The organism is Hafnia alvei (genome assembly GCF_964063325.1).
GTDB lineage: Bacteria > Pseudomonadota > Gammaproteobacteria > Enterobacterales > Enterobacteriaceae > Hafnia > Hafnia alvei_B.
This window is the reverse complement of the sequence record NZ_OZ061315.1, coordinates 4,132,584-4,152,604: the sequence shown is the minus strand read 5'-3', so window position 1 is coordinate 4,152,604 and position 20,021 is coordinate 4,132,584. Positions and strand designations below refer to the sequence as shown.

At 50.4% G+C, this 20,021-nt stretch carries 12 protein-coding genes; all 12 read left to right on the top strand.

Going from position 1 to position 20,021, the window contains the following annotated elements; all coding sequences use genetic code 11:
* Positions 1-31: 31 nt before the first annotated feature.
* The 12 genes from AB3Y96_RS19335 (at position 32) to AB3Y96_RS19280 (ending at position 19,936) form a co-directional block, all read left to right on the top strand.
* On the top strand, positions 32-991 hold the full coding sequence (locus tag AB3Y96_RS19335; RefSeq protein WP_367299982.1) for a DUF4862 family protein: 960 nt from the start codon (positions 32-34) through the stop codon (positions 989-991).
* Between the two features lie 126 nt (positions 992-1,117).
* A complete protein-coding gene (locus AB3Y96_RS19330) occupies positions 1,118-2,455 on the top strand; it encodes an MFS transporter (RefSeq protein ID WP_367299981.1) in 1,338 nt (445 codons plus the stop codon).
* Positions 2,456-2,600: 145 nt separating this feature from the next.
* Positions 2,601-4,127, top strand: coding sequence for an FGGY-family carbohydrate kinase (locus AB3Y96_RS19325; RefSeq protein ID WP_367299980.1), 1,527 nt, complete (start codon positions 2,601-2,603; stop codon positions 4,125-4,127).
* A gap of 13 nt (positions 4,128-4,140) precedes the next feature.
* The gene (gene ulaD / locus AB3Y96_RS19320) at positions 4,141-4,800 is read left to right on the top strand and encodes a 3-keto-L-gulonate-6-phosphate decarboxylase UlaD (RefSeq protein WP_130984301.1); all 660 of its coding nucleotides are present in this window, start codon (positions 4,141-4,143) and stop codon (positions 4,798-4,800) included.
* Entirely contained in the window at positions 4,797-5,669 is an 873-nt protein-coding gene (locus AB3Y96_RS19315; RefSeq protein WP_367299979.1) for an L-ribulose-5-phosphate 3-epimerase, read from the top strand. Before ulaD ends, AB3Y96_RS19315 begins: the two co-directional genes overlap by 4 nt.
* A complete protein-coding gene (gene araD / locus AB3Y96_RS19310; protein ID WP_072308240.1) occupies positions 5,663-6,367 on the top strand; it encodes an L-ribulose-5-phosphate 4-epimerase in 705 nt (234 codons plus the stop codon). The genes AB3Y96_RS19315 and araD overlap by 7 nt, the downstream gene beginning before the upstream one ends.
* Positions 6,368-6,898: 531 nt before the next feature.
* Complete coding sequence (locus AB3Y96_RS19305) at positions 6,899-7,459, top strand: C40 family peptidase (protein WP_367299978.1); 561 nt, start codon at positions 6,899-6,901, stop codon at positions 7,457-7,459.
* Positions 7,460-7,597: 138 nt separating this feature from the next.
* Positions 7,598-8,914 (top strand): PTS sugar transporter subunit IIC, encoded by a 1,317-nt coding sequence (locus tag AB3Y96_RS19300; protein ID WP_072308035.1) that lies wholly within the window; start codon positions 7,598-7,600, stop codon positions 8,912-8,914.
* A 56-nt stretch (positions 8,915-8,970) separates the two neighbouring features.
* Positions 8,971-10,374, top strand: a complete 1,404-nt coding sequence (locus AB3Y96_RS19295; protein WP_367299977.1) for a GH1 family beta-glucosidase — start codon at positions 8,971-8,973, stop codon at positions 10,372-10,374.
* 158 nt (positions 10,375-10,532) lie between these two features.
* Positions 10,533-10,796 carry a YdgH/BhsA/McbA-like domain containing protein gene (locus AB3Y96_RS19290; protein ID WP_040046064.1) on the top strand — a complete coding sequence of 88 codons (264 nt, stop codon included), beginning with the start codon at positions 10,533-10,535 and terminating at the stop codon, positions 10,794-10,796.
* 189 nt (positions 10,797-10,985) lie between these two features.
* Positions 10,986-12,380: an ATP-dependent RNA helicase DbpA gene (gene dbpA / locus AB3Y96_RS19285; protein ID WP_181875442.1), complete on the top strand. Its 1,395-nt coding sequence runs from the start codon at positions 10,986-10,988 to the stop codon at positions 12,378-12,380.
* Positions 12,381-13,681: 1,301 nt separating this feature from the next.
* Positions 13,682-19,936 carry an inverse autotransporter beta domain-containing protein gene (locus AB3Y96_RS19280; protein ID WP_367299976.1) on the top strand — a complete coding sequence of 2,085 codons (6,255 nt, stop codon included), beginning with the start codon at positions 13,682-13,684 and terminating at the stop codon, positions 19,934-19,936.
* Positions 19,937-20,021: the final 85 nt, after the last annotated feature.

Genomic DNA, 20,021 nt, shown 5'->3' with positions numbered 1-20,021 from the left:
AATTATTTCCACCACCAAGGGATAATTTTCAATGAATTATAATCACGGCTTTATTGTCGGAGCGTACCCCTGCGCACCTTCATTTCATCAACGCGATCGCGATCAAGAGACGGCGTTCTGGCGTGGCCTTGCGGACGTTGAAGGAATACGCGGGATTGAACAGCCTTGTCTGGAAAATCTTCATCCTTACGGCGATGACTATTTATTTCAACAGATCCCTGCGGACTGGCAGATTGTAGTCACCGCCGTTATGGAAACGATGCGCCGTCGTGCAGGGCACGGAGGCTTTGGCTTGGCTTCGGCAGACAAAGCGCAGCGCTTGGCCTGCGTTGAATACTATCGCCATATTTTGAATATAATTAACCGCGCCAACGATCGCTTTGGCATGAAGAAAATCCTCGCCTTGGAGATTCAGTCTGCGCCATTGGCGGGCTCTGATGATGTTGCGCTGGCGGCAGAATGCTTTGCTGAGTCAATGCAGCAGATTGCGCGCTGGGACTGGCCGTGCGAGCTGGTGATTGAACACTGCGATGCAATGAATAAACCTGATTCACGCAAAGGCTTTTTGCCTTTAGAGCAGGAAATTGCGGTGATTCAGGCGCTGGAAAAAGAGGTTGGCATAGCCATTAACTGGGCTCGTTCAGCGATTGAAGGACGCAACACGACATTGCCCTTACAGCATCTGCAACAAAGCCAGCAGGCTGGGGTGCTTAAGGCATTGATGTTTTCTGGTACAGCGACGGGTGGCGCGTACGGTGATTGGCAAGATTTACACGCGCCTTTTGCACCGTTCGCAAGCGCGCGGGTTAACTGTGCTGAAAGTTTAATGACCGTAGAGCTGGCGTCTGAAATGTTTAAGCTAGCGCCATTGGAATCATTAAGTTTTGCTGGAATTAAATTATTAGAAATTGATCCTAAAGCTAGCGTTGCACATCGTATTGATATATTGCGCGATGGAATTAATGCTTTAAATATCGCGACACGAAATTAGCAGTAATACTTTAAATTATTTAATGGATTAAATGCATTAAGTCTTCACCAAATAAACCCATATCAATGGGGAAATCTGTGCATCCTAATGTACGGGCCGTATCAATAATGATTAAGGCGTGAAGTTATGAACTCTAACTCTGAAACTCTACATAAAAATAATATACCGAATGATATTCCACGCCAGCGATGGCTAAGAATAATTCCTCCGATCTTAATTGCCTGCATTATTTCCTACATGGATAGGGTGAATATCGCCTTCGCGATGCCCGGAGGGATGGATGCCGATCTCGGTATTACGGCGTCCATGGCGGGATTAGCCGGCGGTATCTTTTTTATTGGTTATTTATTTCTGCAAGTCCCCGGTGGAAAAATTGCCGTGCACGGCAGCGGGAAGAAATTCATTGGTTGGTCACTGGTCGCGTGGGTGGTTATTTCTATTTTAACCGGCTTGGTGACGAATCATTACCAACTCCTGTTTCTGCGCTTTGCTCTTGGGGTCGCGGAAGGGGGAATGTTGCCCGTTGTGCTCACGATGATCAGCAACTGGTTCCCAGACGCTGAACGCGGACGCGCCAATGCGATTGTGATTATGTTTGTGCCGATTGCCGGCATTATCACGGCACCGCTTTCGGGCTGGATTATCACCGCGCTTGACTGGCGCTGGCTATTTATCATTGAAGGTTTGATGTCGGTAGCGGTGCTGGTTCTGTGGGTTATGGCGGTGTGTGACCGACCACAAGAGGCACGCTGGATTTCGGAAAAAGAGAAAAGCTGGCTGATCGCCACCTTAGCCGAAGAGCAGCGCGCGATTGCTGGAAAAGAGGTGAAAAACGCCTCTCTGAGTGCGGTGCTGTCCGATAAAACCATGTGGCAGCTGATCGCGCTGAACTTCTTTTATCAAACCGGTATTTACGGCTACACCCTGTGGCTGCCGACCATCCTCAAAGAGCTGACCCATACCTCAATGGGGCAGGTGGGCATGTTGGCCATTCTCCCTTATGTCGGTGCGATGGCAGGCATGTTCCTCTTCTCTTCACTCTCTGACCGCACCGGTAAACGCAAGCTGTTCGTGTTCTTACCGCTGCTGGGTTTCGCTGCGTGCATGTTCCTGTCTGTGACGTTGAAAAACCATGTGTGGTGGTCGTACGCGATGCTGGTGGGCTGCGGCGTATTTCTACAGTCGGCTGCGGGCGTATTTTGGACCATTCCAGCCAAGTTATTTAGCGCAGAAATGGCGGGAGGGGCGCGTGGGGTGATTAACGCGCTCGGTAACCTTGGCGGATTTTGCGGGCCGTATGCGGTTGGGTTGCTGATTACTTATTACAACAAAGATGCCGGTGTTTATTGCCTTGCCCTGTCGCTGGCGATAGCTGCGCTGCTGGCGCTGTTGCTGCCTGCGAAATGTGATGTACCAACGCAGTCTGGTGCGCAACTGCCAGAAGGCAAACGCACGGCGGCGTAAATAGCCCCCACCCTAACCCTCCCCTTCGCAGGGGAGGGAACCGTTCAGCGTAGTTTGTGAGGATCTCGATCGGCTCCTCCCGCTGACAAGGGGGAGGTTGGGAGGGGGACTGGTGGGGCAATCAATGCAAATAACAGGAATGACTATGAGTGCGACATCCACGGAATATTGGCTGGGTATCGACTGTGGCGGCACCTATCTCAAGGCAGGGCTATACGATAGGCAGGGCGCGGAATTGTGTATTAGCCGCCAAGCGTTGCCGGTAATCAGCGAGCATCCGGGCTGGGCCGAACGCGACATGTCTCTGCTATGGAAAGCCTGTATAGAAACTATCGCCATGCTGCTGCGCCAAAGCGGTGTTAATGGTCAGCGGGTGCAGGCTATCGGAATATCGGCTCAGGGCAAGGGACTGTTTCTCTTAGATAAAGAAAACAGGCCGCTGGGCAATGCCATGCTGTCATCGGATCGGCGAGCCACTGACGTGGTGTCGCAGTGGCAGCGTGATGGGCTGCCTGAAATGCTCTATCCGCTTACACGGCAAACCCTGTGGACTGGCCATCCGGTTTCTTTACTGCGCTGGGTTAAACAGCATCAGCCAGAACGTTATCAGAAAATTGGCTCAGTGATGATGGCGCATGACTATCTGCGTTTCTGCCTGACAGGTGAACGCGGTTGCGAAGAGACGAATATTTCTGAATCCAATCTCTACAACATGATGCAGGGCGAATATGACCCCCAGTTAACGCAGTGGCTTGGAATACCTGAGGTTTCTTCTGTTCTGCCACCGATTGTGGGCTCTACTGAAATATGCGGAAAAGTAACACGCGAGGTGGCTGAGGCCACGGGGCTGCGCGCTGGCACGCCCGTGGTGGGAGGGCTGTTTGATGTGGTGTCGACCGCGATCTGTGCTGGCCTTCAGGATGAATTCACGCTTAACGCAGTGATGGGAACTTGGGCGGTGACCAGCGGCGTTGCCAAGTGCATCTCTTCGAACGAACCCTATCCCTATGTCTATGGGCGTTATGCCAATACGCCGGGTGACGATGAGAATAATTACATCGTGCATGAGGCCAGCCCGACCTCTTCCGCCAATTTGGAATGGCTGACCCAACAGTGCGGCGGCATCAGTTTTGATGAAATTAATCAGTCGGTAGGCGCATTGCCGAAGGCCGGCAGCGACGTGATGTTTTTGCCGTTTTTGTATGGCAGCAATGCCGGTTTGGATATGACCGCCGGTTTTTATGGTCTGCAATCGCTACATCGGCGCGAGCATCTTTTACAGGCGGTTTACGAAGGCGTGGTGTTTAGCCACATGACCCATCTCAATCGCATGCGTGAACGTTTTACTCAGGTACGCAAACTGCGTGTTACCGGCGGGCCGGCGCGCTCGAAAGTCTGGATGCAAATGCTGGCCGATGTCAGCGGTTTACCCGTTGAGTTGCCACAGGTTGAAGAAACGGGCTGTTTGGGCGCGGCCTTGGTGGCGCTGGTGGGCAGCGGTGTGTACTCCAACGTGAAACAGGCGCAAAGCCAGCTTAGCCATGCGATTCAACGCATTGAACCCGATAGCGCGGTGTGGTGCGCCTATCAGCATAAATTTACCCGTTACCAATATTTGATTGAAGCATTGCATGGCTATCACGTGCGCTGCTCATCGTTAGCCAAGTCTTGAGGAGCTATCCATTATGAACCGACCTTTGCTTCAGCTCGCGCTGGATCACACGAGCCTGAATCAGGCTTTGCAAAGCGTGAGTGCGCTAAGAAACCACGTGGATATTATCGAAGCCGGTACGATCCTATGTATCAGTGAAGGATTGCAGGCCGTGCGGGCACTGCGTCAGATGTGCCCTGATAGCATTATTGTTGCCGACCTTAAGGTGGCAGATGCCGGAGAAACCTTGGCAACCGAGGCCTTCGACGCCGGAGCAAACTGGATGACGGTGATTTGTGCGGCGCCGTTGGCGACGGTGATAAAAGCGCATCAGGTGGCTCAGTCTCGCGGCGGTGAAATTCAAATTGAGCTATTTGGCAATTGGACGCTCGACGATGCGAAAGCATGGCGAGCCGCCGGAGTGCGTCAGGCGATTTATCATCGGGGGCGCGATGCTCAGGCTAGCGGGCAATCTTGGAGCCAGCAGGATCTTGATCGTATGAAACAGCTTTCCGATCTGGGGTTGGAGCTGTCGATCACTGGTGGGATCACGCCACAGGATCTCGCGCTGTTTAAAGATATCTCCGTCAGAGCGTTTATCGCTGGCCGTGCATTGTCGGAAGCTGAACATCCGCAAGAGGTCGCACAGGCGTTTCATCAGCAGATCGATGAAATTTGGGGGGCGTCACGATGAACATCATCAAACGACGTCATCCACTTGGCATTTATGAAAAAGCCCTGCCAAAAACCTTAAGCTGGCCAGAGCGCTTAGCGCTGGCGAAAAGCTGTGGATTCGACTTCGTTGAAATGTCGGTGGATGAAACAGACGAAAGACTTAGCCGTTTAGACTGGAGCGTTGCTCAGCGAACCTCGCTGGTGGGGGCGATGCTGGAAAGTGGGGTCTCTATTCCTTCTATGTGCCTATCGGCGCATCGACGTTTTCCTTTTGGCAGCCATGACGAAAATGTCCGCCAGCAGGCGCGCAGCATTATGACGAAAGCGATTCATCTGGCGCGCGACTTAGGCATCAGAACGATTCAGCTTGCGGGCTACGACGTGTATTACGAAGAGCAAGATGAGGGCACTCAGCGGCGTTTTACCGAGGGTCTGGCGTGGGCGGTGGAGCAGGCCGCAGGTGCGCAGGTGATGCTGGCCGTTGAGATCATGGATACCGAATTCATGAACTCAATTACCAAGTGGAAAAAGTGGGATCGGCTGCTTTCGTCGCCGTGGTTTAGCGTTTATCCCGATGTGGGAAATCTGAGCGCGTGGGGCAATGATGTGTCCGCCGAGCTGGAACTGGGTATCGATAGCATTGCGGCGATTCATTTGAAAGACACCTATCCGGTAACGGCAACCAGCCAAGGGCAGTTTCGCGATGTGCCATTCGGCGATGGCTGCGTCGATTTCGTCGGCGTGTTCCAAACGCTAAAGCGGCTGAACTATCGCGGCTCATTCTTGATCGAAATGTGGACGGAAAAATCAGCGGAGCCGGTGCTGGAAATTATTAAAGCGCGGCAGTGGATCGAGGCGAAGATGATGGAAGGAGGTTTGGTATGTTAGAGCAATTAAAACAGCAGGTCTTAGACGCCAATCTGGCTCTGCCCAAGCATCACTTGGTTACATTTACCTGGGGCAATGTGAGTGCGATCGATCGTGAATCTGGGCGGGTAGTGATTAAGCCTTCGGGCGTTGAATATGACGGAATGCAGGCGGCAGATATGGTGGTGGTGGATTTAGCCAGCGGCCATGTGGTGGAGGGAAATAAAAAACCGTCGTCGGATACCGCCACTCATTTGGCGCTGTATCGGGCTTTCCCGCACATTGGCGGCATCGTTCATACCCATTCGCGCCATGCCACCATTTGGTCACAGGCCGGTCTTGATCTACCCGCTTGGGGCACCACGCACGCAGACTATTTTTATGGCACCATTCCGTGCACGCGCCTAATGAATAAAGATGAAATTGAAGGCGACTATGAGCATCAAACCGGTGAAGTGATTATTGAAACCTTCGCCCAGCGCGATATTGACCCAATGCAGGTTCCCGCCGTATTAGTGCATTCACATGGTCCCTTTGCGTGGGGCCGCGACGCCGCAGATGCCGTGCATAATGCCGTGGTTCTGGAAGAGTGCGCTTACATGGGCATTTTCTCCCGCCAACTGATGCCTGAGATTGACGCTATGCAGCGCGCTTTGCTGGATAAACACTATCTGCGAAAGCACGGCGCAACGGCCTATTATGGGCAGGAAAATAGCTGATTTAGCCCCGTCATACTTTCAAACCACCTGAATTATTTTGGGCATAGACCGCCATGCGGTAACGCCGCTCATTTAAGAGATACACGGGTCTAGCACACCGCGGGGCCGTTATGGAACACATCCTTGTGTTCCACCCTACGGGCCAACGCTAAAGCGTTGTTCAACTTTGCTCCAAGCAAAGTTGTTGGCGGCTTTCGCCGCTACGACCCCATCGGTGTGCTCCCCCTAAAATCGAGCTTAAGTGAACGGCGTTACCATTCTTCGGCGGTTTTTTAATTTTTATTCCTGACAAATTTTCTTATTAACATTCCATTCTTGTTTTAACGCCATGGTTCACCGAGCAAAACATTAATTCATAAAACATATGATTAACTCATAAGCATAACTTCAATGTGAATTCAGTGGAGGCTGAGTGGATAGCTGTGTAGTTTGCGCCCTGCAATGGATGTGATTAAGCGCAAAGCCCTTTGGTGTTGAGGCAAGTCGCTATGTCTCTTAAGGACGCCTTTTTCCCTCTACGATGATCTCAAAATGTTATTCCGAAAACTTATCTCAGCCGCAGTATTTTGCTCTGTCGCATTCGTGACTCAGTCCTCATCGGCGTTTGATTTACCTACGTATTTTAAATCTGACAAGATGAACCAAAACCTGCATGTTAAACAATCTTCTTACCGGATTTCCTATCGGGAAGCGCTAAATAGCAAAAGCTTCAACGATCCACAGCAGGCCAATATTAAGCAGGTCATTTTGCAGGATTATCGGCGCTGGCAGGGGGTGAGATATCTCTGGGGCGGTGATTCTAAATATGGCATTGATTGCTCAGCATTTACGCGCCGGGTGCTCGGTGAGCTCTCGGTTAATCTGCCGAGAACAACCTCCGAGCAAATTCATTTCGGTAGCCACATTGCAAAGCAGCATCTCAAAATCGGTGATTTGGTTTTCTTTAAAACCTCGCCGGAGACACGACATGTCGGGGTGTATGTGGGGAACGGTCAGTTCATCCATGCATCAAAGAGTATGGGGGTAACGACTTCTCGCCTCAGCGATCGCTATTGGGAAAGCAGTTACGAAACTTCTGTACGCGTGATTTAAGCGTAGATACGCTTCCCTTCTTCGATCTCCTTCACATTCTAGGATAAAAATGAAACCGGTTACTGAAACCGGTTGCGGTTAATAAAAATGGCGTCTTATACTCTGTTCCTTACGCGTCTTATTCAGGGGTAGAGCATGATGAATATCAGTCAATCGCTGTTTAGCTTTATCGAAAATCGAATTAGCCCGGTGGCGGGAAAAATTTCCTCTCAGCGACATATTATGGCGATTCGTGATGGCTTTATTGCCGCTATGCCGTTCATGATTGTCGGTTCGTTTTTACTGGTATTTGTCTATCCCCCGTTTTCCGCTGAGAGTAGCTGGGGTTTTGCACGCAGTTGGCTGGCGCTGTCTGGCAAGTATGAAAGCCAGATCCTGACGCCGTTCAACATGACGATGGGGATCATGTCGATTTACATCACTGCAGCAATTGCCTACAACCTCGCAAGACGCTATCAGCTTGATCCTTTCATGACGGCAATGCTGGCACTGATGGGCTTTTTGCTGGTGTCAGCACCGCAGGCTAACGGAAATATGCCCACCGTTGCGCTGGGCGGCGTGGGGATTTTCACCGCGGTTATCGTGGCGATTTATGTTACGGAGCTCACGCGTTTTCTCAAACATCACAATATTGGAATAAGGCTCCCTCCGCAGGTTCCGGCAAACATCAAACAATCATTCGACCTGCTGATCCCGATTCTTGCCGTCATTATTACGCTGTATCCGATCAGCATGGGCGTGCAGGCACTGTTTGACCAGCTTCTCCCTCAGGCAATTATGGCGCTGTTCCAGCCACTGATTTCTGCCGCTGATTCACTACCGGCGATCTTACTTGCCGTGTTGATTTGCCATCTATTATGGTTTGCTGGGATCCACGGCTCGGCCATTGTTTCTGGCATGTTGCAGGCATTTTGGCTGACGAATTTAGGGTTAAATCAAACCGATCTCGCCGCAGGGCTGCCGCTGACGCACATTATGACGGAGGCGTTCTGGAACTTTTTGATCGTAATTGGTGGTTCAGGCGCAACCTTCGGTTTAGTGCTGTTGTTCCTGCGCAGTAAATCCGTGCATCTACGTGCTATGGGGAAACTGAGTCTGGTTCCGAGCATGTTTAATATTAATGAGCCGGTGATATTTGGTACGCCGATCGTTATGAACCCAACCTTCTTTATTCCCTTCATTTTGTCGCCGATGATCAATGCGGTTGTGGCCTACACCGCAGTGACCACTAATCTACTTCCACACATGATTTCATTGGTTCCATGGACATCGCCGGCGCCGATTGGTGCCGCGTGGGCCATGGGCTGGGATTTCCGCGTCACCGTCTTAGTGCTGTTGCTGATGGCATTATCTGCCCTGATTTATTACCCGTTCTTTAAGGTCTATGAGAAGCAACTCTTGGCGCAGGAACAGGCTAATCAGGCACAGGAAGATGAGGAAGCCATCGTGTGGTAACCACGGTAATCACTATTTAGTCTTTTTATTTATAGCGTTAACGGAGTAATAAAAATATGAGCCAATTTCCAAAAGATTTTCTCTGGGGAGCAGCAACGGCGGCGTATCAGGTAGAAGGTGCGCATGACGCTGACGGTAAAGGGTTATCTGTTTGGGACGTATTCTCTCATTTGCCTAGCACCACGCACGAAGGGACAAACGGCGACGTTGCGGCCGACCACTACCATCGTTTTAAAGAAGATGTGGCGCTGATGGCCGAATTGGGGATGACCTCATATCGCTTTTCTATTTCGTGGCCGCGCGTGTTGCCGAACGGTACGGGTGAAGTGAACGAAGCTGGGATCAAATTCTACAGCGATTTGATCGATGAGCTTTTGCGCCACAATATTCGCCCGATGATCACGCTGTATCACTGGGATCTTCCTCAGGCTTTGCAGGATAAATTTGGCGGTTGGGCAGGGCGCGAAATCGTTGATGCCTTTGATGAATATGCCCGTCTTTGCTATCAACGCTTTGGCGATCGCGTTGACCTGTGGTCAACGTTTAATGAAACCATCGTATTCATTGGTATGGGGTATTTCACCGGCCAGCATCCACCGAAGCTGAAAGATCCTAAGCTGGGCATTCAGGCCTGCCATCATGTTTTCTTGTCCAACGCACGTGCGGTGAAAAGTTTTCGTGAAATGGGGATCAAAGGCCAAATTGGGTTTGTTAACGTGCTACAACCTAACGATCCGATCAGCCAAGAACCTGAAGATCTCCGCGCTTGGGAGATTGCCGAAGGGATTTACACCCACTGGCTATATGACCCAGTGCTGAAAGGCGAATATCCGCGCGACATGCTAGAGATGGCACAGGCCGCATTTGGCGTGCCTGAATTCCACCCTGGTGATGCCGAATTACTGAAAGAAAACATCGTTGATTTTATCGGGTTGAATTATTACAAGCGTGAAATGGTGGCGCGTAACGACGACGTGCAAGGCTTCGATCTCAATACTTCGGGCCAGAAAGGCAGCGGTGGCGGAATGGGCTTCAAAGGCTTATTCAAGATCGTGAAAAATCCAAACGGGGTATACACCGATTGGGATTGGGAAATCTATCCAGAAGGCCTGACCGACGCGATCGGTCGCATTCGTCATCGCTACGGTGAAGTGCCTATTTATATTACTGAAAACGGTTTAGGCGCGAAGGATCCGATTGTTGACGGCGCGGTTCTAGATCAGCCACGTATTGACTATCTGAGCGAGCATATTCGCGCTGTTGGTCACGCAATTGAGCAGGGTGCCGATGTTCGTGGCTTCTATCCTTGGTCATTTATTGATTTGCTGTCTTGGCTCAACGGCTACCAAAAACAGTACGGCTTTGTGTATATCGACCGTGAGAATAACTTGGCGCGCAAGAAGAAGCTGAGTTTTGAGTGGTATCAAAAGGTGATCCGCTCAAACGGTGATGAGCTCTAGCGCAGTAAGACTCTGCTGACCTGATTGTCTCCCCGTTTTAGGGGAGACATTGCTTAATTTCTACCAAAAAAAACGGCATTTCCTGCGGTGTTCATGAATCTGTACTACCTTTAATCCTGTAGTTGTTCTATCCAATGACAAACAACAAGGAGTGATTTATGAAAGCAATTAAAGCTATTACCGCAGCGATTCTGGTGAGTTCAGTATCTTTTGGCGCTTTGGCAGCAGAGGAAATCACTAAAGAAGAAGCCGCAAAATATACGAAAATTGGTACCGTAAGCACCACGGCAGAAACCACATCGCCCATGGATGCTAAAGAAGTCTTGTCTAAACTGGCAGACGAAAAAGGCGGTAAATACTACGTGATTATTGCTGGCCGTGAGCACGGCAAAATAAGCGCGATTGCGGAAGTATATAAATAGCCCAAGGCAGTACATATTCTCGAGCGGGGATTGTCCCCGCATTTCTTCTCTCACCATGTTGTCTATTTTTACTTCTGCTCGACCCACCGCTTCTCTGTTATTATGTGCGCCTATGAGTACAAGTCCGCTGGCGCTACGAGTCTATAATCGCGTTCAACAGCAAACTTGCTCCCCCTTATTTTTTGTCTGATTAGAGTAACCGTTGTGACCCAATCTTTTGCTTCCCTGACGCTGCCAGCGGCGCAGCTAGAAAACCTCGCTGAACTTGGCTATGCCTCAATGACCCCTGTGCAGGCCGCTGCATTGCCTGCCATTTTAGAAGGGCGTGACGTTCGGGCGCAGGCCAAAACCGGCAGCGGTAAAACAGCCGCTTTTGGTATCGGTCTGCTACAGCAGATTGACGTTACCCAGTTTACGACTCAGGCGCTGGTGCTGTGTCCAACGCGTGAGCTGGCGGATCAGGTCAGCAAAGAGCTGCGCCGCTTAGCGCGTTTCACCCAGAACATCAAAATTTTGACACTGTGTGGCGGCCAGCCAATCAGCCATCAGTTGGATTCATTGGTACATGCGCCACATATTGTGGTGGGTACACCGGGCCGTATTCAGGAACATTTGCGCAAGAAAAGCGTTAGTTTGGATGCGATGAAAGTGCTGGTGTTGGATGAAGCCGACCGCATGTTGGATATGGGCTTTGCCGATGCCATCGACGATGTGATCAGCTACACCCCAACTTCACGTCAAACCCTGCTGTTCTCTGCAACCTATCCGCAGGGGATTGAACGCATCAGCGCACGTATTCAACGTGAGCCTGTGAATATTGAAACCGGCGATGTTTCTGCGCTGCCAGATATCGAACAACAGTTTTATGAAACCTCACGCGGTGAGAAATTAGCGTTGCTCCAAGCGCTGCTGAGCAATCTGCAACCGGCATCATGCGTGGTGTTCTGTAATACCAAACGTGATTGCCAAGACGTCTACGAGGCGTTGTCTGGGCAGAATATTAGCGTACTGGCTCTGCACGGTGATTTAGAACAGCGTGAACGCGATCAGGTTCTGGTGCGTTTCTCTAATCGCAGCTGCCGTGTGTTGGTAGCAACCGACGTCGCCGCGCGTGGGTTAGATATCAAAGAGCTGGAAATGGTCGTGAACTACGAGCTTTCTTTCGATCCTGAAGTTCACGTCCACCGTATTGGCCGTACCGCGCGTGCAGGCCAGAAAGGCCTAGCCGTGAGCTTTGTGGCGCCATCAGAAATGGTGCGTGCTCATGCGCTGGAAGATTATATCGGCTTGAAACCGACTTGGTTGTCTGCGGATAAAATGATGGCATCACCGATGCAGCCATTGGAAGCTGAAATGGTGACGCTGTGCATCGACGGTGGCCGCAAGGCCAAGATCCGCCCTGGCGATATTCTGGGTGCATTGACCGGTGACGCAGGCCTTACCGCCGCCGACGTGGGTAAAATCGATATGTTCCCGATTCATGCCTACGTAGCTATTCGCAAAGCATCAGCTAAGAAAGCCTATAAGCAGCTTCAGGAAGGCAAGATCAAAGGGAAAAACTGCAAGGTTCGTATTTACAAGTAATCCGCCAATTCTCCTTTCTCGCCTCCCTTATCTGATGAGGGAGGCGAATATCCTCTTTTTATCTCTTTAACTCAGTCAATATCACTCTGGTGATAATTTCAGTCTTTATTAAATTAAACCGATAACCATTTTTCTGTCACTCTCGAAAAAAATTGCGCGCTGATAACTGCGACAGTTTAAAAATGTCCGTAATAAAAATATAAATACATTTCTTTTTACATAAAAGTAAAATAAAAACTATCAGGATGATAATGAGAACTCTCTCAACTCACTGCTGATGACTATCATTACGGAAAATAATGTCAGCGATCCTACGCCTGTAGGTTAGTGGCTACATCAATGCGGCTTTTGTCCTATATACATATAATAAACCTAGCTTTATTATGCGGAATGTTGCGTTTTATCTTGTCTGAAGAATTTCAAACAAGACGTAACTATTAAGAAAATCATTAAACATGTTTAATAAATATCACTTTTAAATCTCTCTATAAATGTTTCTAGTCTGTTACTGGAAATGAATGTGTATTTTAAATATCACTTCCAGTGTTTTTAATTATATTTATTTAAATGAAAGCTAAATGAATTTATTTTAGTTATTGTACTTCTGTTATTTAAGCAAATTATGACTTAATATATAAAAATAGATTATTAAAATCTAAACGCAGATTAAACAATTCTTTTAAAAAATAAATTCGCTATAAATAATCCCCGACTTACTTATTTTTTCACATAATATTCTTTCGTTTTGAATAAAAAACAATTAATTAGAATTTAATATCGTTTTTTGTGTTTTTTCAGATAATAAGATATAAATAACAAAAAAATCATTATAATGATTCAAATCCACCGCTAACGTGGTGGTTATTAAATGGTTGTGAAGCGGGTGCTGATAGCCATTTTGTACCTCTTTTATCTATATGATTGTGTATTTATCGCTAGGATGGCAGCCCGCTGAAATGGAATTCAACGACTGAACAGCTAAGACATACATCCCTCAATTATTGTGTTGCTGGCGTTGGCCAAGTTGCATTTTAATGGGAAGCATAAACTGCACGCACTTGTGCAATCCAATGTTTAAAAAATTCTAATGCATATATATGTATTAACAACCTGTATTGCGTTGGGGTTTTCTGTATGTGAAATATCATCTAATACAACGAGGAAAGGATGTTTAACTTACGTTTAATTATATGATTTGTAGGTCGATTTAGTCATGGGGATAATTATTCTAGTCACGTTCCCCATCAAGTTAGAAAGCCAATCAATATTAGCCGTTTATTGTTAATTTTCTTGAGTTATATATGAATAAAAGCAAACCCCCATCTGCCAGTGAAATAAAAATAGGTAAAAGATATATCCGCGCCATTGCACACCTGAATATTGGTATGCAGGTTGTATTCCCCTTGGCCCTGTCATTTACTCCGGTGATGGTCGCAAGAGCTGAAACAGAAGACAAAAAATTCCTCACGACCAGCGCCCCGGCGAAAACTATTCCCTACGTGTTACAGCCTGGGGATACGATTGCTCAGATAGCAGAAAAATATCAGCTCACCGTGGCACAGCTTAAAACGCTGAATCAATATCGAACCTTTGCCCACGGCTTTGAATCAGTGCGCGCTGGGGATGAGATCGACGTTCCCGTCCAATCCAAATGCATCGCCACTGATGCTGGCAGTGATGACAGCGCAGCACTGGCTCAGCGTGCCCAGCAGGCCGGTCACTTTTTACAAAACAATCCCAACAGCGACAGCGCGAAAGATTTGGCGCGCGGCCAAGCGTTGGGTGCAGCGAACAGCAAAGCGAATCAAGAAGTGGCCAGTTGGCTGAACGGCAAGGGAAAGGCGCGGGTAAAATTGGATGCCGACCGTGATTTCTCACTAAAAAACTCTGAGCTGGATGTGCTGTATCCGCTGTGGGAAAACAACGCCCATCAGGTGTTTACGCAGGGTTCGGTGCATCATACCGACAGCCGCAACCAGTCCAATCTGGGGTTGGGCTACCGCTATTTTGAAGGCACCTATTTGCTGGGCGCCAACACCTTCTTCGACCACGACTGGTCACGCAGCCACTCGCGTTTAGGCCTTGGTGCCGAATATCAACGCGATTTTCTCAAAGTGGCCGCCAACGCCTACGTACGTTTGACCAACTGGAAGAACTCACCGGACTTCGATAACTACGAAGAACGCCCGGCTAATGGTTGGGATATTCGTACTGAAGGGTATTTACCTGCCTATCCGGGCATCGGCGGTAAGCTGGTGTATGAACAGTATTATGGCGACCGCGTCGGACTGTTTGGTAAAGATAATCAGCAAAAAGATCCGGTAGCGGTGACGGCCGGCGTTAACTATTCACCTTTCCCGCTGATGAAGTTCAACGTCGATCATCGCATGGGAAAAAGCAATCAAAACGACACCCGCTTTGGCATCGATCTGAACTATGTGTTTGGCGCGCCGTTAGGTCAGCAGTTGGATAGCAGCCTGTTGGCCGCGAGCCGCAGCTTGGCCGCGAATCGTTACGACTTTGTCGAACGTAACAACAACATCGTGTTGGAATACCGCAAAAAAGAGAGCATCAGCCTCCGGTTAGCTTCGCAAATCAGCGGCTACAGCGGTGAAAGTAAATCGCTGGGCGTGTCGGTCAACAGCACCAACGGCGTTGAGCGCATTGAGTGGACCGCGCCAGAACTGCTGAGTCAGGGCGGGCAGATTGTTCAGGTTTCTGAGCAGCAGTTCAACGTGATCATTCCTGAATATCAATATGGCAGCGATGCTAACAACAGCTATATGGTGAGCGGCGTTGCCTACGATAAATCCGGCAATGCATCGCCAAAAGCGGAAAGCTTAGTGGTTGTTGCCTCGGCTGCGGTGAGTACGGTTAACAGCATGCTAACCCCGATGGAGCTACAGCTACCGAACGACGGTACCTCTACGGCTAGATTGACGCTGGTATTGCGTGATGCGAACAATCATCTCATCAGCGGTGTCGCTGATGATATTAAAACCACGTTAAGTCCCGTGGGTCGCGGCCAGCCAGATGTTACGGTGAGTGCTTTTAGTGAAGACATGACCCGCATGGGCACCTATAACGCCACCGTCACGGCGGGCGAAAATATGGGTGAATATAAAATTACGCCTGAAATCCATAATGCCAAACTTGCGTCAGCGACGCTGTATGTCGGCAGAGCACCGGTGATCAGCGGTTTAACCATGAGTGGCAAGCTGGCGTTAGGCGAGCAGCTATCGGGTCATTATCAGTTCGATAGCAACAGCGGCAATGCACAAGATGCCTCTCTTTACCAATGGGGCAATAAAGGGCAAACCACAGGGCTGAATGGCGCTGAGACCATCGTTACTTCAGGTAGCGTGCCGGGCTATACGCTGGTCGCCAGCGATGTTGGGCAGGTAAAAGAGCTGTCGGTTCAGGCGCGTAACGGGGTGGAAACCTTAGGGAATACGCTGACGGTCACTACGGCTCCGGGCAATAGCGGCAACAACACCGAGGGCGGTGGTGAAGGTGGCGTGATTGTTGATGAAACTGTAGCGCCAACCATCAGCAACGTGGCTATCAGCGGTAAGCTGGCGGTCGGCGAAGCACTGAGCGGCAGCTACACCTTTGCGGCCAACACGGGTAACTCAACCGATACTTCCGAGTACCAGTGGGGCGCCAAAGGCTCAACCGCCAACGCAGTAGAAAACGGCAACGGCAAAGCGATTAGCCAAAGCGGCGTAGTGCCAAGCTATACCATCGACAGCAGCGATGCGGGTCAGGTGCTGGAAGTTTCCGTCCGAGCGAAAAACGGTGCCGCTGTGTATGGCAACAGCGCCACGGTGGATACTGCGCAAACGGGCGGCGGCAACAACACCGAGGGCGGTGGTGAAGGCGGCGTGATTGTGGATGAAACTGTAGCGCCAACCATCAGCAACGTGGCTATCAGCGGTAGGCTGGCGGTCGGTGAAGCACTGAGCGGCAGCTACACCTTTGCGGCCAACACGGGTAACTCAACCGATACTTCCGAGTATCAATGGGGCGCCAAAGGCTCAACCGCCAACGCAGTAGAAAACGGCAACGGCAAAGCGATTAGCCAAAGCGGCGTAGTGCCAAGCTATACCATCGACAGCAGCGATGCGGGTCAGGTGTTGGAAGTTTCTGTGCGGGCTAAAAACGGTGCCGATGTGTACGGTAACAGCGCCACGGTGACCACCGCACAAACGGGCGGCGGCAACAACACCGAGGGCGGTGGTGAAGGCGGCGTGATTGTTGATGAAACTGTAGCGCCAACCATCAGCAACGTGGCTATCAGCGGCAAATTAGCAGTCGGTGAAGCACTGAGCGGCAGCTACACCTTTGATGCCAAGACCGGTAACCAAACGGATACTTCCGAGTACCAGTGGGGCGCCAAAGGCTCAACGGCGAGCGTAGTAGAAAACGGTGAGGGCAAAGCGATTAGCCAAAGCGGCGTAGTGCCAAGCTACACCATCGACAGCAGCGATGTGGGTCAGGTGTTGGAAGTTTCCGTCCGAGCTAAAAACGCTGCCGATGTGTATGGCAACAGCGCCACGGTAGACACCGCGCAGACTGGCGGTGGCAATAACACCGAAGGCGGCGACGGCAACGGCAGTATCACCGATGAGACCGCAGAACCGAGCATCAGCAACGTGGCTATCAGCGGCAAGCTGGCGGTGGGTGAAGCGCTGAGCGGCAGCTACACCTTTGATGCCAAGACCGGTAACCCAACGGATACTTCCGAGTATCAGTGGGGCGCCAAAGGCTCAACGGCGAGCGTAGTGGAAAGCGGTGAAGGCAAAGTAATCAGCCAAAGCGGCGTAGTGCCAAGCTACACCATCGACAGTAGCGATGTGGGTCAGGTGTTGGAAGTCTCGGTGCGGGCTAAAAACGCTGCCGATGTGTATGGCAACAGCGCCACGGTAAACACCGCGCAGACTGGCGGCGGCAATAACACCGAAGGCGGCGACGGTAACGGCAGTATCACCGATGAGCAGGCTGCACCAAGCATCAGCAACGTGGCTATCAGCGGCAAGCTGGCGGTTGGCGAAGCGCTGAGCGGCAGCTATGACTTTGATGCTAAGACCGGCAACCCAACGGATACTTCCGAGTACCAGTGGGGCGCCAAAGGCTCAACCGCAAGCGTAGTGGAAAGCGGTGAAGGCAAAGCAATCAGCCAAAGCGGCGTAGTGCCAAGTTACACCTTACAAAGCAGCGATGTGGGTCAGGTGCTGGAAGTTTCCGTCCGAGCTAAAAACGCTGCCGATGTGTACGGCAACAGCGCCACGGTAAACACCGCGCAGACTGGCGGCGGCAATAACACCGAGGGCGGCGATGGCAACGGCAGTATCACCGATGAGCAGGCTGCACCAAGCATCAGCAACGTGGCTATCAGCGGAAAGCTGGCGGTTGGCGAAGCGCTGAGCGGCAGCTACACCTTTGATGCCAAGACCGGTAACCCAACGGATACTTCTGAGTATCAGTGGGGCGCCAAAGGCTCAACCGCAAGCGTAGTGGAAAACGGCAACGGCAGCGCAATCAGCCAAAGCGGCGTAGTGCCAAGCTACACCATCGACAGCAGCGATGTGGGTCAGGTGTTGGAAGTTTCTGTGCGAGCTAAAAACGCTGCCGATGTGTATGGCAACAGCGCCACGGTAGACACCGCGCAGACTGGCGGCGGCAATAACACCGAAGGCGGCGACGGTAACGGTAATATCACCGATGAGCAGGCTGCACCAAGCATCAGCAACGTGGCTATCAGCGGCAAGCTGGCGGTGGGTGAAGCGCTGAGCGGCAGCTACACCTTTGATGCCAAGACCGGTAACCCAGCCGATACGTCCGAGTATCAATGGGGCGCCAAAGGCTCAACCGTAAGCGTAGTGGAAAACGGTGAGGGCAAAGCGATTAGCCAAAGCGGCGTAGTGCCAAGCTACACCATCGACAGCAGCGATGCGGGTCAGGTGCTGGAAGTCTCAGTACGGGCTAAAAACGCTGCCGATGTGTACGGTAACAGCGCTACGGTAGACACTGCGCAAACGGGTGGCGGCAACAACACCGAGGGCGGTGGCGAAGGTGGTGCGATCGTTGATGAAACGGCAGCGCCAAGCATCAGCAACGTGGCTATCAGCGGCAAGCTGGCGGTTGGCGAAGCGCTGAGCGGCAGCTACACCTTTGATGCCAAGACCGGTAACCCAACGGATACTTCCGAGTATCAGTGGGGCGCCAAAGGCTCAACGGCGAGCGTAGTGGAAAGCGGTGAAGGCAAAGTAATCAGCCAAAGCGGCGTAGTGCCAAGCTACACCATCGACAGCAGCGATGTGGGTCAGGTGCTGGAAGTTTCCGTCCGAGCTAAAAACGCTGCCGCTGTGTATGGCAACAGCGCCACGGTAAACACCGCGCAGACTGGCGGCGGCAATAACACCGAGGGCGGCGATGGCAACGGCAGTATCACCGATGAGCAGGCTGCACCAAGCATCAGCAACGTCGCTATCAGCGGCAAGCTGGCGGTGGGTGAAGCGCTGATCGGCAGCTACACCTTTGATGCTAAGACCGGTAACCCAACGGATACTTCCGAGTACCAGTGGGGCGCCAAAGGCTCAACCGCAAGCGTAGTGGAAAGCGGTGAAGGCAAAGCGATTAGCCAAAGCGGCGTAGTGCCAAGCTACACCATCGACAGCAGCGATGTAGGCCAGGTGTTGGAAGTCTCGGTACGGGCTAAAAACGGAGCTGATGTGTACGGTAATAGCGCCACGGTGAACACCGCACAAACGGGTGGCGGCAACAACACCGAGGGCGGTAATAATGGGGAAATTATTATTGAAGCAAGTAATTTCACTGTTAATCTTAGCAAAAGCAAAGTGCAAGTTGGTCAGTCAATAAATATGACGCTAAGTGCAGTAGATAAAAAAGGTGTTCCGCTACAAGGCATTACTTTTGATATCGAAGTATCAAGCGCTGCTAATCGTCAGGATAGAGCGGAAACTGCAACTCTGGAAATGAACGGTAAAAGTAGTACTACATTAATATCAAATAAGACTGATTCCGATGGACAGGTTGTTATTAATTTAACGGATCCTGATGGTAAAGGATTGCAGTATCAGTTGTCTGTAGCGACAGGCGATTTACCATCACAAAAGGCTGCAGTTACGTTTACTGTATTGACAAGTCCTGATTCTCAATACGCTAATTATTGGGGGCATATGTCTGACAGTATTACAGCAGGTGGTAAATCATTTAAAAGACCATACTTGTCATCTGAAGCTAACGATAGCAACAGTGTATCTGCTAACGGTGAATTATGGGCAACCATGAGGAACAATAATGCTCAAAGTTTCTGTGGTACAGGTAAACTCCCTACTCTAAGTAATTACCAATCAATATCAAATAGCGTAAATAATGTAAGTACAACATATGGATGGCCAGATAAATACTATTGGACCAGTACGAATAGGACTGATCAACCAACAAATCATTATCTAGTACAGATTAATTCTGGTAAGCAGGATACCAGTATGCCAGACACAAATTATTTGCCTTTCATTTGCTCGCAATAAATAAGGTGTAACGCCCGGTTGTTATTTTTCTACTTATGAAAAGCAATGTCTGGTGAATAAATCAGGCATTGCTTTAATAAAATAA

What these genes read in the sequence shown, in the direction of transcription:
- AB3Y96_RS19335 (WP_367299982.1), top strand. Translation starts at nt 32, where the DNA reads ATGAATTATAATCACGGCTTTATTGTCGGAGCGTACCCCTGCGCACCT.
- AB3Y96_RS19330 (WP_367299981.1), top strand. Translation starts at nt 1,118, where the DNA reads ATGAACTCTAACTCTGAAACTCTACATAAAAATAATATACCGAATGAT.
- AB3Y96_RS19325 (WP_367299980.1), top strand. Translation starts at nt 2,601, where the DNA reads ATGAGTGCGACATCCACGGAATATTGGCTGGGTATCGACTGTGGCGGC.
- ulaD (WP_130984301.1), top strand. Translation starts at nt 4,141, where the DNA reads ATGAACCGACCTTTGCTTCAGCTCGCGCTGGATCACACGAGCCTGAAT.
- AB3Y96_RS19315 (WP_367299979.1), top strand. Translation starts at nt 4,797, where the DNA reads ATGAACATCATCAAACGACGTCATCCACTTGGCATTTATGAAAAAGCC.
- araD (WP_072308240.1), top strand. Translation starts at nt 5,663, where the DNA reads ATGTTAGAGCAATTAAAACAGCAGGTCTTAGACGCCAATCTGGCTCTG.
- AB3Y96_RS19305 (WP_367299978.1), top strand. Translation starts at nt 6,899, where the DNA reads ATGTTATTCCGAAAACTTATCTCAGCCGCAGTATTTTGCTCTGTCGCA.
- AB3Y96_RS19300 (WP_072308035.1), top strand. Translation starts at nt 7,598, where the DNA reads ATGAATATCAGTCAATCGCTGTTTAGCTTTATCGAAAATCGAATTAGC.
- AB3Y96_RS19295 (WP_367299977.1), top strand. Translation starts at nt 8,971, where the DNA reads ATGAGCCAATTTCCAAAAGATTTTCTCTGGGGAGCAGCAACGGCGGCG.
- AB3Y96_RS19290 (WP_040046064.1), top strand. Translation starts at nt 10,533, where the DNA reads ATGAAAGCAATTAAAGCTATTACCGCAGCGATTCTGGTGAGTTCAGTA.
- AB3Y96_RS19280 (WP_367299976.1), top strand. Translation starts at nt 13,682, where the DNA reads ATGAATAAAAGCAAACCCCCATCTGCCAGTGAAATAAAAATAGGTAAA.